The sequence below is a fragment of the Erwinia sp. MMLR14_017 genome (assembly GCF_033657285.1).
In the GTDB taxonomy this organism is placed as follows: Bacteria; Pseudomonadota; Gammaproteobacteria; order Enterobacterales; family Enterobacteriaceae; genus Erwinia.
The window spans coordinates 11,271-24,637 of sequence record NZ_JAWVWP010000006.1; the positions used below are offsets into that span (position 1 = coordinate 11,271).

The 13,367-nt window shown below is 54.1% G+C and carries 11 protein-coding genes; 3 read left to right on the forward strand and 8 right to left on the reverse strand.

Going from position 1 to position 13,367, the window contains the following annotated elements; all coding sequences use genetic code 11:
* Positions 1-44: 44 nt before the first annotated feature.
* From poxB to cspD, 3 genes are all read right to left on the reverse strand, one after another.
* Positions 45-1,766, reverse strand: a complete 1,722-nt coding sequence (gene poxB, locus SD961_RS11510; RefSeq protein WP_318790509.1) for a ubiquinone-dependent pyruvate dehydrogenase — start codon at positions 1,764-1,766, stop codon at positions 45-47.
* 119 nt (positions 1,767-1,885) lie between these two features.
* Positions 1,886-2,785, reverse strand: a complete 900-nt coding sequence (locus tag SD961_RS11515; RefSeq protein ID WP_318790510.1) for a lysine exporter LysO family protein — start codon at positions 2,783-2,785, stop codon at positions 1,886-1,888.
* Positions 2,786-3,102: 317 nt separating this feature from the next.
* Positions 3,103-3,330 (reverse strand): cold shock-like protein CspD, encoded by a 228-nt coding sequence (gene cspD, locus SD961_RS11520; protein WP_306206620.1) that lies wholly within the window; start codon positions 3,328-3,330, stop codon positions 3,103-3,105.
* Between the two features lie 317 nt (positions 3,331-3,647).
* Here cspD and clpS point away from each other — a divergent pair, with 317 nt between their 5' ends.
* The gene (clpS, locus tag SD961_RS11525; protein WP_306206619.1) at positions 3,648-3,968 is read left to right on the forward strand and encodes an ATP-dependent Clp protease adapter ClpS; all 321 of its coding nucleotides are present in this window, start codon (positions 3,648-3,650) and stop codon (positions 3,966-3,968) included.
* A 27-nt stretch (positions 3,969-3,995) separates the two neighbouring features.
* A complete protein-coding gene (clpA, locus tag SD961_RS11530) occupies positions 3,996-6,272 on the forward strand; it encodes an ATP-dependent Clp protease ATP-binding subunit ClpA (RefSeq protein WP_318790511.1) in 2,277 nt (758 codons plus the stop codon).
* A gap of 88 nt (positions 6,273-6,360) precedes the next feature.
* On the opposite strand, the gene infA is transcribed toward clpA, so the two are convergent.
* The 5 genes from infA to trxB form a co-directional block, all read right to left on the reverse strand.
* The gene (gene infA / locus SD961_RS11535) at positions 6,361-6,579 is read right to left on the reverse strand and encodes a translation initiation factor IF-1 (protein WP_002211347.1); all 219 of its coding nucleotides are present in this window, start codon (positions 6,577-6,579) and stop codon (positions 6,361-6,363) included.
* A 351-nt stretch (positions 6,580-6,930) separates the two neighbouring features.
* Entirely contained in the window at positions 6,931-7,623 is a 693-nt protein-coding gene (gene aat / locus SD961_RS11540) for a leucyl/phenylalanyl-tRNA--protein transferase (RefSeq protein WP_318790512.1), read from the reverse strand.
* 32 nt (positions 7,624-7,655) lie between these two features.
* Positions 7,656-9,383, reverse strand: a complete 1,728-nt coding sequence (gene cydC / locus SD961_RS11545; protein ID WP_318790513.1) for a heme ABC transporter ATP-binding protein/permease CydC — start codon at positions 9,381-9,383, stop codon at positions 7,656-7,658.
* The gene (gene cydD, locus SD961_RS11550) at positions 9,380-11,149 is read right to left on the reverse strand and encodes a heme ABC transporter permease/ATP-binding protein CydD (protein ID WP_318790514.1); all 1,770 of its coding nucleotides are present in this window, start codon (positions 11,147-11,149) and stop codon (positions 9,380-9,382) included. The genes cydC and cydD overlap by 4 nt, the downstream gene beginning before the upstream one ends.
* A gap of 138 nt (positions 11,150-11,287) precedes the next feature.
* Entirely contained in the window at positions 11,288-12,256 is a 969-nt protein-coding gene (trxB, locus tag SD961_RS11555) for a thioredoxin-disulfide reductase (RefSeq protein WP_318790515.1), read from the reverse strand.
* A gap of 528 nt (positions 12,257-12,784) precedes the next feature.
* Between trxB and lrp the strand changes: the two genes are divergently transcribed.
* A complete protein-coding gene (lrp, locus tag SD961_RS11560) occupies positions 12,785-13,279 on the forward strand; it encodes a leucine-responsive transcriptional regulator Lrp (RefSeq protein WP_013201514.1) in 495 nt (164 codons plus the stop codon).
* The last annotated feature ends 88 nt before the right edge of the window (positions 13,280-13,367 follow it).

Genomic DNA, 13,367 nt, shown 5'->3' on the forward strand with positions numbered 1-13,367 from the left:
GGAAAACGGACGCCGTAGCGTCCGCAAAAAGACCTGCAAATGTTTTACCGCAGCCAGTTGGTTTTTGCCAGTTCAACCACTTCGTCGCCCCGGCCATTGATGATCGCCCGCAGCATATAGAGGCTGAAACCTTTGGCCTGCTCCATCTTGATTTGCGGCGGCATCGCCAGCTCTTCTTTCGCGGTAACCACGTCAACCAGCACCGGTCCGTCGTGAGCCAGCGCTTCCTGCAGAGCATCATCCAGTTCGGAAGCGCGTTCCACGCGGATCCCCTTCACGCCGCAGGCGGCAGCAATTTCTGCGAAGTTCGGATTTTCCAGTTCGGTGCCGTCTGTCAGGTAGCCCCCGGCTTTCATCTCCATCGCCACAAAGCCCAGCACGCTGTTATTAAATATCACTAATTTTACCGGCAGCTTAAGCTGCGCCACTGAGAGAAAATCGCCCATCAGCATGCTGAAGCCGCCGTCGCCACACATAGCGATAACCTGACGCTGCTTATCTACCGACTGTGCCCCAAGCGCCTGCGGCATGGCGTTAGCCATTGACCCATGATTGAATGAACCCAGCAGGCGCCGCTTGCCGTTCATCCTGAGATAGCGGGCAGCCCAGACGGTTGGCGTGCCGACGTCGCAGGTAAAAATAGCATCCTCATCCGCATATCGGCTGAGCTGCTGCGCAACATACTGCGGGTGAATAGCCTGCTTATCGTTAGCCGTAGCGAGATCGTCAAGCTCCTTACGCGCATCGACATAGTGCTCCAGCGCCTTATCCAGGAAATCACGATCATGCTTTACTTCCAACTGCGGCAGCAGGGCAGAAAGCGTGGTTTTGATATCGCCAATAAGGGCCATATCTACATGGCTGTGGGCGCCAATGCTGCCCGGATTGATATCAATCTGAATGATCCTGGCGTCCGCCGGATAAAAGGCGCGGTAGGGGAACTGGGTGCCAAGCAGCAGCAGCGTGTCGGCGTTCATCATGGCGTGAAAACCGGAAGAGAAGCCAATCAACCCGGTCATTCCCACATCATAAGGATTATCATACTCAACGTGTTCTTTACCGCGCAGCGCATGAACCACTGGCGCTTTAAGCGTTTCCGCAAGCTTCACCACTTCCGCATGGGCACCAGCGCAGCCGCTGCCGCACATCAGCGTAATATTATGGGAATCATTGAGTAATTCTGCCAGCTTTGCCAGTTCGCTGGCAGGGGGCTGGATCACCGGTAGTTGCGGGGCATACCAGTTACCTTTCGCCGCTTCAGGCGCGAGTTTCAGCGCCACGTCGCCCGGCAGCACTACCACGGAAACGCCACGGTTCAGAATAGCCTTGCGCATCGCAATGCCCAACACCTGCGGCAGCTGTTCAGGGTTGGAAACCAGCTCACAATAATGGCTGCACTCCCGGAACAACTCTTCCGGATGCGTTTCCTGAAAATAGCCGCTGCCAATCTCGCTGGAGGGAATGTGTGCCGCAATCGCCAGGACCGGCACGCGGTTGCGGTGGCAGTCGAACAGGCCATTAATGAGATGCAGGTTGCCCGGCCCGCAGGAGCCAGCACACACCGCCAGCTCACCGCTGATTTGCGCCTCGGCACCGGCAGCAAAAGCGGCAACCTCTTCGTGGCGGGTCGGCATCCACTCAATAGTACCCATTTTATTCAGGCTGTCGGTCAGCCCGTTCAGCGAATCTCCTGTCACTCCCCAAATACGTTTTACCCCGGCGTTTTCTAAAGTCTTCGCCACCAGCGCGGCTACTGTCTGTTTCATGCCCTTCTCCGTTTGGCTTAATTTAGTCAGAGTAAAGCATAGTCGAAGGCGAAGCGTTGTCAGGCCGGGCAGGGAAGGGAAGCGTGCGGCAGACTCCAGCCGGAACGCTGCCAGAGAGATCAGGAGGAGAATAGCGCTATTAAAACAGGGGCAAACAGGCTGAGAACAAAACCATGCACGATAGCCGCAGGCACAATCTCGGTGCCGCCGCTGCGTTGTAACACCGGCAGAGTAAAGTCCATTGAAGTCGCGCCGCACAGCCCAAGGGCACTGGAGCGGTGGCGGCTTATCAGTGCCGGAATCAACATAATCGCCAGCAGTTCACGCAGCAGATCGTTGAAGAAGGCCGCGCTGCCGATCACCGGGCCAAAAGATTCGGTCATCAGAATGCCAGAAAGGGAATACCAGCCAAAGCCTGAAGCCATCGCCAGACCGGTTTTCAACGGCAAACCCAGCGCCACTGCCGCGAGCAGGCCACCTGCCATCGCGCTGACAAAGACGGTTAGCGCCACCAGCATTCCACGTCGGTTGAGTAAGATCTGACGCAGAGTCATACCGCTGCCGCGCAACTGCAGCCCGACCAGAAACAGCAGAAACAGCAGTGCATATTCGCTCGCCTGAGAGGCAAACGTCAGCGGCGTCCACTGGCTGAGACCAAGGGCGAAGCCTGCCACCACCACGCCGCACAGTTTCAGCGACTCCAGCGCCATATGTAAACGAGAGGGCAACACTTCCTGACGATGCTGATGTATCCAGGGACGACGTGACTCAAGCAGCCGCAACGCCAGCAGGTTACAGAGCAGAATGCAGAATGCGCTCACCAGACAGTAGTGAAAAATAGCCAGCAGGTTGTGGCTGAGATCGTCCAGGAAGGCCAGGCCGATGCCCATAAAAAAGAGAATGACGTAGACCATCCAGCTAAGAAGCTTGTTGACCAGCCGCAGCAGGGAGAGATTTCTGGCAGGTAAAAGGTAGCCCGCAATCAGAGGCACAAGAATGATAAACAGTCCCGAATACATGGTGCTGGTCGTCCGTGGAAACAAATCAAGGCGTCAAGCTAGCGAAATTCCCCGGCGGAGTAAAGCGTGTTAAGAAGAGGTTTCCGCAGCCATACCCGCGCGAGGTATAGAGCATTTCCTGCATAAGCTGGTTGGCACAGAGCGCTATCATGGCAGGCAAAGGCGTGAAAGAGGGCCGGGGGATTTCTTAAAGTGGCCCCTTGAAAAGAATTGAAGCAGCCCAATCTTAGAAGAATCGCTGAACGTCAGCCATAAAAATGCCAGCGTGCATGGCTGGCATTTAACTGCAGGATTGTTCAGAATGACGTGAGGAAGGGTCAGGCACTGACTGCCATTTCCGTTTCCACAGGGACAATGAGGCTGGCATGATTGCCCTTCGGTCCCTGATGCACATCAAACTGGACTTGTTGCCCGGCTTTCAGCGTTCTGTAGCCATCCATCTGGATGGTCGAGTAGTGCGCGAAGATATCCTCGCCGCCACTGACTGGACAGATAAAGCCGAAGCCTTTGGCATTATTGAACCATTTAACAGTACCCGTCTCCATGCTTCTACATCCCTCGCAAGACAGTCGAATGAGTGAGGTGACAAGGCGTATAGCCTCTAAGCTGGTTAAATCGCATTCAGCTATGCCTGTACTGTAGAGAAATGGCATAAAGCGTCAAGCAAATGGGGCGTGTGAAGGGGGACGAAATCGTCAAACTTTGAGGCAGTTAACGCTATTGCCAAAAGTGTGATGAAGGTCGCGTAGCAGCAGTTTACTGCAAAAAATCACCGGCGCGGGCCAGCATTCTGGGCATGTTAAACTTACCCTTAATAATGCTAGTCTGGCCTGAGCGAGTAACGAGTCGAGACTGGGTACGTATGGGAAACGCTAACGATTGGCTTAACTTTGAACACCTTGCAGATGACAAGCTCCGGGAAGGGCTTAAGCCGCCTTCGATGTATAAAGTTATTCTGAACAATGACGATTATACACCTATGGAATTTGTTATTGACGTACTGCAAAAGTTCTTTTCTTATGATGTTGAACGTGCAACGCAACTGATGCTTGCGGTCCATTACCAGGGAAAGGCGATCTGCGGTGTTTTTACTGCCGAAGTGGCAGAGACCAAAGTCGCTCACGTAAATAAGTATGCCAGGGAGAACGAGCATCCGTTGCTGTGTACGCTGGAAAAAGCCTGAATAAGGCAATAATTGGGGGAGGTGCCTATGCTCAATCAAGAACTGGAACTCAGTTTAAACATGGCTTTCGCCAGAGCGCGCGAGCACCGACACGAGTTTATGACCGTCGAGCATTTGTTACTGGCTCTGCTCAGTAACCCGTCGGCCAGAGAGGCACTGGAAGCCTGTACCGTCGATATCGTGGCTCTCCGGCAGGAGCTCGAAGCCTTCATCGAACAAACCACCCCGGTCTTGCCGGTCAGCGAAGAAGAGCGCGACACTCAGCCGACGCTCAGTTTCCAACGCGTCTTGCAGCGCGCAGTCTTTCACGTGCAGTCGTCCGGCCGCAGCGAAGTGGCTGGTGCCAACGTTCTGGTCGCTATTTTCAGCGAGCAGGAGTCGCAGGCTGCTTATCTGTTACGTAAGCATGAAGTCAGCCGCCTTGACGTGGTGAATTTCATTTCTCATGGCACTCGTAAAGATGAACCGGGACCGGCCTCTGGCGCGGAAAATCCGGTTAACGAAGAGCAAGCAGGCGGGGAGGAACGTATGGAAAACTTCACCACCAATCTTAATCAGCTTGCTCGCGTAGGTGGGATAGACCCACTGATCGGGCGCGAGAAAGAACTGGAGCGCACTGTTCAGGTGCTTTGCCGTCGCCGTAAAAACAATCCGCTGCTGGTGGGTGAGTCTGGCGTAGGTAAAACGGCCATTGCTGAAGGCCTGGCCTGGCGCATTGTGCAGGGCGACGTGCCGGAAGTGATGAAAGATGCCACGATTTACTCGCTGGATATCGGTTCGTTGCTGGCGGGCACCAAGTACCGTGGTGATTTTGAGAAACGATTCAAAGCGTTGTTAAAACAGCTTGAGCAGGATAACAGCAGCATTCTGTTTATCGATGAGATCCACACCATCATCGGTGCCGGCGCCGCTTCTGGCGGCCAGGTTGATGCGGCAAACCTGATCAAACCGTTGCTCTCCAGCGGGAAAATCCGCGTGATGGGTTCTACTACCTATCAGGAGTTCAGCAATATCTTTGAAAAAGATCGGGCGTTGGCTCGTCGTTTCCAGAAAATCGACATCACTGAACCTTCAGTTGATGAAACGGTACAGATCCTGAACGGCCTGAAGCCGAAGTACGAAGCGCACCATGACGTTCGCTATACCGCTAAAGCGGTCAGGGCTGCGGTAGAGCTGGCAGTGAAATATATCAACGATCGCCATCTGCCTGACAAGGCCATTGACGTCATTGATGAGGCGGGCGCACGCGCACGTCTTATGCCGATCAGCAAGCGTAAGAAAACGGTTAACGTTTCAGATATCGAATCTGTGGTTGCCCGCATCGCGCGTATTCCAGAGAAGAGTGTTTCTGCGACCGACCGCGATACGCTGAAAACGCTGGGCGATCGCCTGAAAATGCTGGTGTTTGGTCAGGATAATGCGATTGAAGCCTTAACCGAAGCGATCAAAATGAGCCGCGCCGGTCTGGGTCAGGATCGTAAACCTGTGGGCTCTTTCCTCTTTGCCGGGCCTACCGGTGTGGGTAAAACAGAGGTCACGGTTCAGCTGGCGAAAGCGCTGGGCATTGAGCTGCTGCGTTTCGATATGTCGGAATATATGGAGCGTCACACTGTCAGCCGTTTGATTGGTGCGCCTCCGGGATATGTGGGCTTCGATCAGGGCGGGCTGCTGACGGATGCGGTGATCAAACATCCGCACGCGGTTGTGCTGCTTGATGAGATTGAAAAAGCACACCCGGATGTCTTCAACCTTCTGCTGCAGGTGATGGATAACGGCATGCTGACCGATAACAACGGCCGCAAAGCTGATTTCCGTAACGTGGTAGTGGTAATGACCACCAATGCCGGTGTGCGTGAAACAGAGCGTAAATCGATTGGTCTGATCCATCAGGACAACAGCACTGATGCGATGGAAGAGATCAAAAAGATCTTTACGCCAGAATTCCGTAACCGTCTGGACAATATTATCTGGTTTAAACACCTCGATACTGAGGTTATTCACCAGGTGGTCGACAAGTTTATTGTCGAACTGCAGGCGCAGCTGGATGCGAAAGGCGTCTCGCTGGAGGTCAGCGATGAGGCTCGCGACTGGCTGGCAGCGAAAGGGTACGATAAAGCGATGGGCGCACGCCCAATGGCTCGTACCGTGCAGGAAAGCCTGAAAAAACCGCTGGCGAACGAGCTGTTGTTTGGTTCTCTGGTGGATGGCGGTTCGGTGTCGGTTGCGCTCGATAAAGAGAACAACGAGCTGACCTACCAATTTGTCAGCGCTGAAAAGCGCAAGACAGAAGGCTCAGTGCACTAACCTGAGGTGGATATGAAAAAGGCCGGATGAGAATTCGGCCTTTTTTTATGGGTGCTGCGCAACGGGCGGCAGCACGACTGAATGCTAATTAGCGACTACGGAAGACAATGCGGCCTTTGCTCAGGTCGTACGGGGTCAGCTCTACAGTGACTTTGTCGCCCGTCAGGATGCGGATATAGTTTTTGCGCATTTTACCGGAGATGTGAGCGGTAACCACGTGTCCATTTTCTAACTCGACGCGGAACATGGTGTTGGGTAACGTATCCAGTACGGTACCCTGCATTTCAATATTGTCTTCTTTGGCCATCGAATCCTCTAGGTGTTACAACCTTAGTTTTGAACCGGCAAAATAATGCCGAATTTCAAGTATTATGTAAAGTATTGTTGGTGATTTCACCAGCAACGGCCCCTCTGTTACGCGCTTTGCGCAGAGAAGCTCACAAATAAAAATGAGTAGTGTATCGACGTCAGCGTGGGGGAGTTGCGGGCTAAGAATGAGTATCGCATTCGCTCCTGTGCGCAATGCAAACGGTGACAGAGTCCCAGCCAGGCCAATCCCGGCTCGCCACAAACAGGAGGCGAAGGGCGGACGACATACCAAACGCGCATATTATATCACTGTTATCTCTGCTTGCGTGGAAAACATCGAAAAATAGCATTAAAAAAGGGTGCGCGGCTGCCAGCAGTTCTCTGCAATTGGCTGATCTGCCAAAGAATTGACCTCGTGCAGATAATCTGTGCGGGCAATCTCTTCTGCTCCCAGAGAAGCCGTGTGTGGATTAAGAACCTGACAGTCGATCACTTTTCCGCCCACCTGATGAAAATAGCGGCTAAAAACCAGCAGAGCAGTTTTAGAGGCGTTCTCCCGGCGGCTGAACATCGATTCACCGCAGAAAATTTTACCCAGCGCCAGACCGTACATTCCGCCTACCAGTTCATTTTCATGCCAGACTTCAATCGACTGAGCATGACCCGCTTCATACAGCTTCAGCCAGGCGCGACGCACCTCATGGGTTATCCAGGTTCCTTCTTCACGGTCGCTGGCGCAGCCTTCAATCACCTCGTAAAAATTTTCATTCAGCGTGACGCGGTAGGGCGATCGCTGATGAAAGCGCTTCATACTCCGGCTCAGGTGAAATTTTTCAGGGTAAAGCACGGCACGCGGATCGGGTGACCACCACAATATAGGATCGCCCGGCGAGAACCAGGGAAAAATGCCGCGATGGTAAGCGCTCAACAGGCGAGCAGGGCTGAGATCGCCACCCATAGCCAGCAGGCCGTTAGGTTCACGCAACGCCATTTCCGGCGGCGGAAAGTTAAGGGACTCCCTGGAGAGTTGGATCAGGCGCATAGTGACAGACTCTAAGGCTCAAGAGGCTATGACTATAGCGCAAAGCGCTGGTGGAAATACCAGTAACGTCCGCGTTTTGAGATTAATTCGAGGTGATTTCCCTGCTCCGTAATGGAGCCGTTATCCATAACGCAAATTTTGTCGAAGTGTTCCAGCCCCTGTAAACGGTGCGTCACCATGATCAGCGTTTTGTGCTCTGCGACCCGGCGCAGCAGGGCAAGGATTTGCTGTTCGGTTTCAGCATCCAGCCCTTCGGTAGGTTCATCTAACAGCAACAGATCGCCATCATGAAGAAGCGCGCGTGCCAGCCCAAGCCTTCTTAACTCTCCGCCTGACAGCTGGCGTCCGCCTTCGCCAAGCCAGGCATTCAGTCCCTGTTCGTTTTCCAGCAGAACGTTCAGGCCAACCTGCTCCAGCGCCTCTGCTAACTCAGCATCACTGCTTCCCGGCGAAGCCAGCAGTAAATTTTCCCGCAGCGTATTGCTGAACAGATGGACGCGCTGAGTGACCACGCTGGTGGTGGCGCGCAACGCTGCTTCGTCCCACTCTTTCAGCGGCTCGCCGTTCAGCAGGATCTCTCCCTGCTGCGGATCCCAGGCGCGGGTCAAAAGCTGTAACAGGGTAGATTTCCCACAGCCGGTACGGCCCAGCAGCGCAATATGTTCACCCTGCGCCACCTGCAGGGAAAAGGCGTCCAGCGCAGGCTGACCCGGTATATAACTGAACGAGAGATCCTGCACGCTCAGGCTGATACCCGGCAGAGGCTCGCGGGGAGTCTGCGTAAACTCAACCGCTGGCTTCTGGCTGATAATGTCGGTAACGCGGCGGGCAGAGGCCATCACCTGCCCCAGATGTAAAAAGGCGCCGCCCACCGGAGCCAGTGCTTCAAAGGCAGCCAGAGCGCAAAAGAGAAACAGTGCAATCAACGCGCCGGGCTGGCTATTACCCCCTACGCCTCTGGCACTCAGCCAGAGAATGACCACTACGGCTACGCCGGTAATCAGCGTTAGTAAACCCTGAGAAAGACCCATCAGACTCGCCTGGCGCTGTTGCGCGGCCTGCCAGCGTTTTTCTGTTTGATCCAGATCCCGACGAAAACCTGGTTCAGCACCAAAAACAGAGAGTTCTGCATGGCCCTGGAGCCAGTCGGTGAGCTGGCTACGATACTCGCCACGTAAAGTGGTGATGGCCAGCCCGGCAGGCCGCCCTGCGCGGTAAAAGAGGGGAGGCAGTACCAGTAATGTTGCCAGCATCAAGCCCCCCAGGGTCAGTGCCAGCGGCCAGTCCAGCCAGCCCAGACCCAGCGTCACCGTCAGGATAACCAGCAACGCCCCGATAAGCGGAGAGAGAACCCGCAGATAGAGGTGGTCAAGCGTGTCGACATCGGCAACCAGTCTGTTTAGCAGGTCGCCTTTACGAAAACCGGTCAGGCCAGAAGGCGAGAGCGGGAGCAGCTTGCTGAAGGTGAAGGTTCGTAAATGCTGGAGCACCCGGAAGGTACCGTCGTGGCTGACCAGGCGCTCAAAGTAGCGCGCGGCCGTCCGGGTAATAGCCGCGCCGCGCACGCCAGCGGCTGGCAGCATATAGTTAAAGCTGTAAAGCCCGGCCACGCCGGCAAGTGAAGAGGCAGCGAGGAACCACCCGGAGAGCGTCAGTAACCCAATGCTGGCCAGCAGCGTGACGATAGCCAGTAAAATTCCCAGTGAAAGCCGCCAGAAATGACGCCGGTAGAGCGCCAGGAAGGGCAATAACTCTTTCATTCCACCGTCTCCTTACGCTGAGCTGCCAGGTCGGCAAAAGCGCCGGGGCTGCGCAGCAGCTGAGTATGCGAACCCTGCTGAATAAGAGATCCGTTACGCATCAGCCAGACCTCGTCCCACTTTTCAAGCTGATCCAGCTGATGGGTTATTAACAACGTTGTTTGGTTAAAGGAAGCCTGCAACAAGGCCGAGTTAACATGGCGCTCGCTGTGACTGTCCAGACTGGCACCCGGCTCATCCAGCAACAGCAGACGACAGGGCTTATACAGCGCTCTGGCAACTGCAACCCGTTGTGCCTGGCCTACGGAGAGGGCTGAAGCCTGCTCACCTGTTTCGCTCTCCAGCCCCGCAGAAAGGCGGGGAAGGAATTCAGTTACGCCAGCCTGTTCACAAACGCGGAGTAGCCTTTCATGCTCATCATTTTCACCCATCACAATATTCTGTCGAAGGGTTGATGCAGGAAGGTGAGGGTTCTGTCCAACCCAGGCCAGCTGCTGTTGCCAGAAAGCAGGATCCAACTCGCGCAACTCAACGCCGTTAATCTGCAGTGAACCCTGATAAGGCAGAAACCCCGAGAGCACATTCAGCAGCGAGGATTTGCCTGCGCCACTCTGTCCCACCAGTGCAACACGCTGGCCCGATTCAAGCGTGAAGCTCAGCGGGCCTGCCAGCACCTGACCTTCTGGTGACAGAACTTGTAGATCCTTTGCGCGCACGGTAAGGCCATGCTGGATGTCAATAACCCGATCGCCTCGTTCGTGGGCCTGAGTATCGCTGCTGGTTAAAAACGTCTCCAGCGAGTCAGCGCCACCTACGGCCTGGGCTTTTGCATGATAAAACGCCCCGAGATCCCGCAGCGGCTGGAAGAACTCGGGTGCCAGGATCAGCGCCAGAAAACCGGCAAAAAGGGTGACTCCAGGGCCATAATGCCCAAAATTCAGCTCGCCAAGATAGGAGAAACCAAAATAGACCGCGACTACGGCTATCGCCAAAGAAGCGAAAAATTCCAGCACGGCAGAAGAGAGAAAGGCCAACCTCAGTACTTCCATCGTGCGCTGACGGAAATCTTCCGACGCGGCGCGAATGCTTTCGGTTTCAGACTCTGCACGATGAAATAGTCGCAGTGTCTCCAGGCCGCGTAAACGGTCGAGGAAATGGCCGCTAAGCCTGGCGAGCGCAAGAAAATTACGGCGATTGGCATCGGCGGCACCCATGCCTACCAGCGCCATAAACAGCGGGATCAGCGGCGCGGTGCAGAGCAGGATCAGGGCCGCAGCCCAGTTCACCGGGAAAAGCGCAATCAGAATAAAACAGGGGACGAAGAGGGCCAGCAACATTTGTGGCAGATAGCGGGAATAGTAATCCTGCATCTCCTCAATTTGCTCAAGCAGCAGCGTTGCCCAACTCCCTGCCGGTTTACCTTTGATCCAGGCTGGTCCCAGGGCACCAAGCCGATCAAGAACCCTCTGCCTGAGCGTGGCGCGAATCGCTCTGCCGCATTCGAAACCGACTTTTTCACGCAGCCAGGTCAGAATGCCTCTGAGCACAAAACAGCTGAACAGCAGAATAAAGGGTACCAATAACGTTTCGCGAGGACGGTGTTCAACAATCAGTGACTGGAGGAGTGTTGCCAGTAACCAGGCCTGACAGACCATCACCAGGGCGCTACCCAGCCCCAACACCAGTGAAAGTCGTAACCAGCGTTTACCATGGCCTGTCTGACTTTTCAGCCAGCGAAGTAAATGTTGCTGCCGTGTTTTGTTCATGCCTTTCCAGCTGAGCGGTTAACGAAACAGAGGGAACGTCCCACCGGGGGGAACAGGCTGGTAATGGTACAATGCGGAAAATAAAAAGGCGACCTGAGAAGGCCGCCTTAAGCAAGATAGATGCAGGAAGTTAACAACTTACTGAGAGTTTTTAACTAATCCATCCAGATAGCGCTCGGCATCCAGCGCGGCCATACAACCGGTACCGGCAGAAGTAATCGCCTGACGGTAGATATGGTCCATGACGTCGCCTGCGGCAAATACGCCTGGGATACTGGTTTGCGTGGCGTTACCCTGCAGGCCTGACTGAACCTTGATATAGCCATTTTCCAGTTCAAGCTGATCTTTAAAGATGCCGGTATTCGGGCTGTGGCCGATCGCCACAAACAGACCGGCAACGCTCAACTCTTCAGTCTGCTGATTGTCCAGCGCAGAGCGCAGGCGCAGGCTGCTGACCCCCATCTGATCGCCCATGACTTCATCCAGCGTCTGATTGGTATGCAGCACGATGTTACCGTTGTGCACTTTTTCCATCAGCCGATCGATCAAGATTTTTTCGGCACGGAAGCTGTCCCGACGGTGGATCAGATGGACTTCAGCAGCGATGTTCGCCAGGTACAGCGCTTCTTCCACGGCAGTATTACCGCCGCCAATCACCGCTACTTTCTGATTACGGTAGAAAAACCCGTCGCAGGTTGCGCAAGCGGAAACGCCGCGTCCTTTGAACGCCTCTTCAGAAGGCAATCCCAGATAGCGCGCTGACGCGCCCGTGGCGATGATCAGCGCATCCGCGGTGTATTCAGCGCTGTCGCCCGTCAGACGGAACGGACGAGTCTGTAAATCTACCGTGTGGATATGGTCAAAAATGATCTCAGTATTGAATTTTTCAGCGTGTTCCTGCATCCGCTCCATTAACAGTGGACCGGTGAGATCGTGAGGATCGCCAGGCCAGTTTTCCACTTCTGTAGTGGTGGTCAGCTGTCCGCCTTTTTCAAGGCCGGTAATCAACACCGGATTCAGGTTGGCGCGCGCCGCATACACTGCAGCGGTATAACCAGCCGGGCCGGAACCCAGGATAAGTAATTTACTGTGTCTGGCCGTGCTCATGAGACCCTCATTTTTTGTCTGGCAAACATGTTTCGATTGTAGGGAATTTAATGCGGCAACAAAAGCGTTCTGCAATTTTGTTAACGATGATTGCAAAAGGTTTGACCAATGAGGGTCTGCGCCACAACAGGGAGAGATGCGCGAAAACAGGGCAAAACGTGTTGCTTCATAGTGCGTTGCAAAGAAAAATATCTATTTAAAAACAGTCACGCAGCGATACTTCTGGCATGTTGTACTGGTTTTGTTTGTTTTGCTTTGACAATCGGCTGCGCTTTTGCGAAAACAGTGTAGGAAGCAGAGGGCGTTTAAGCTGTCAAAACAGGGTTTCATTCCATGTTTAAGTAATCCGGCGGCATAAACGCAGTCTGTCATTGGTCATGACGCATGGTGTGGACAGACAACATGCGTCATACGGATGGGCGCCCGACAGCGGCGCAGCAGGCTCCTGACTTCACTTAGAACAACCCTGGAACCGAACATATTCAGGGTATGGCAAGTAAAGGGAAGGCATTTAGAGAGACAATAATAATGGTAGACAATAAAAAACGACCCGGTAAAGATCTCGACAGGATCGACCGCAACATCCTTAATGAACTGCAAAAGAATGGGCGAATTTCCAACGTCGACCTTTCCAAAAGCGTGGGCTTATCACCGACTCCATGCCTGGAGCGCGTCCGCCGTCTGGAGCGACAGGGCTTTATTCTCGGCTATACCGCTCAGTTGAATCCTCACTATCTGGATGCTTCACTGCTGGTATTTGTTGAGATTACTCTGAATCGTGGTGCACCGGATGTGTTTGAGCAATTTAACGCCGCCGTACAAAAACTTGAGGAAACTCAAGAGTGTCATCTTGTTTCAGGCGATTTCGACTACCTGCTGAAAACGCGCGTTCCCGATATGTCAGCCTACCGCAAATTACTGGGCGAGACCCTGCTGCGTCTGCCGGGCGTGAACGACACCCGGACTTATGTGGTCATGGAAGAAGTGAAACAAAGTAACCGCTTAGTCATTAAAACGCGGTAACACAGGGCAGGTGCAAAACCTGAGAGATTTCGGTACACTCCTGTGAATTCATACAGGTTCAGCGTCGGGCTTGCCCGGCGCTGTTGCC

Bases quoted from the DNA above. Each gene is read 5' to 3' on its own strand.
- poxB (WP_318790509.1), bottom strand. From the start codon at position 1,766: ATGAAACAGACAGTAGCCGCGCTGGTGGCGAAGACTTTAGAAAACGCC.
- SD961_RS11515 (WP_318790510.1), bottom strand. From the start codon at position 2,785: ATGTATTCGGGACTGTTTATCATTCTTGTGCCTCTGATTGCGGGCTAC.
- cspD (WP_306206620.1), bottom strand. From the start codon at position 3,330: ATGGAGACGGGTACTGTTAAATGGTTCAATAATGCCAAAGGCTTCGGC.
- clpS (WP_306206619.1), top strand. From the start codon at position 3,648: ATGGGAAACGCTAACGATTGGCTTAACTTTGAACACCTTGCAGATGAC.
- clpA (WP_318790511.1), top strand. From the start codon at position 3,996: ATGCTCAATCAAGAACTGGAACTCAGTTTAAACATGGCTTTCGCCAGA.
- infA (WP_002211347.1), bottom strand. From the start codon at position 6,579: ATGGCCAAAGAAGACAATATTGAAATGCAGGGTACCGTACTGGATACG.
- aat (WP_318790512.1), bottom strand. From the start codon at position 7,623: ATGCGCCTGATCCAACTCTCCAGGGAGTCCCTTAACTTTCCGCCGCCG.
- cydC (WP_318790513.1), bottom strand. From the start codon at position 9,383: ATGAAAGAGTTATTGCCCTTCCTGGCGCTCTACCGGCGTCATTTCTGG.
- cydD (WP_318790514.1), bottom strand. From the start codon at position 11,149: ATGAACAAAACACGGCAGCAACATTTACTTCGCTGGCTGAAAAGTCAG.
- trxB (WP_318790515.1), bottom strand. From the start codon at position 12,256: ATGAGCACGGCCAGACACAGTAAATTACTTATCCTGGGTTCCGGCCCG.
- lrp (WP_013201514.1), top strand. From the start codon at position 12,785: ATGGTAGACAATAAAAAACGACCCGGTAAAGATCTCGACAGGATCGAC.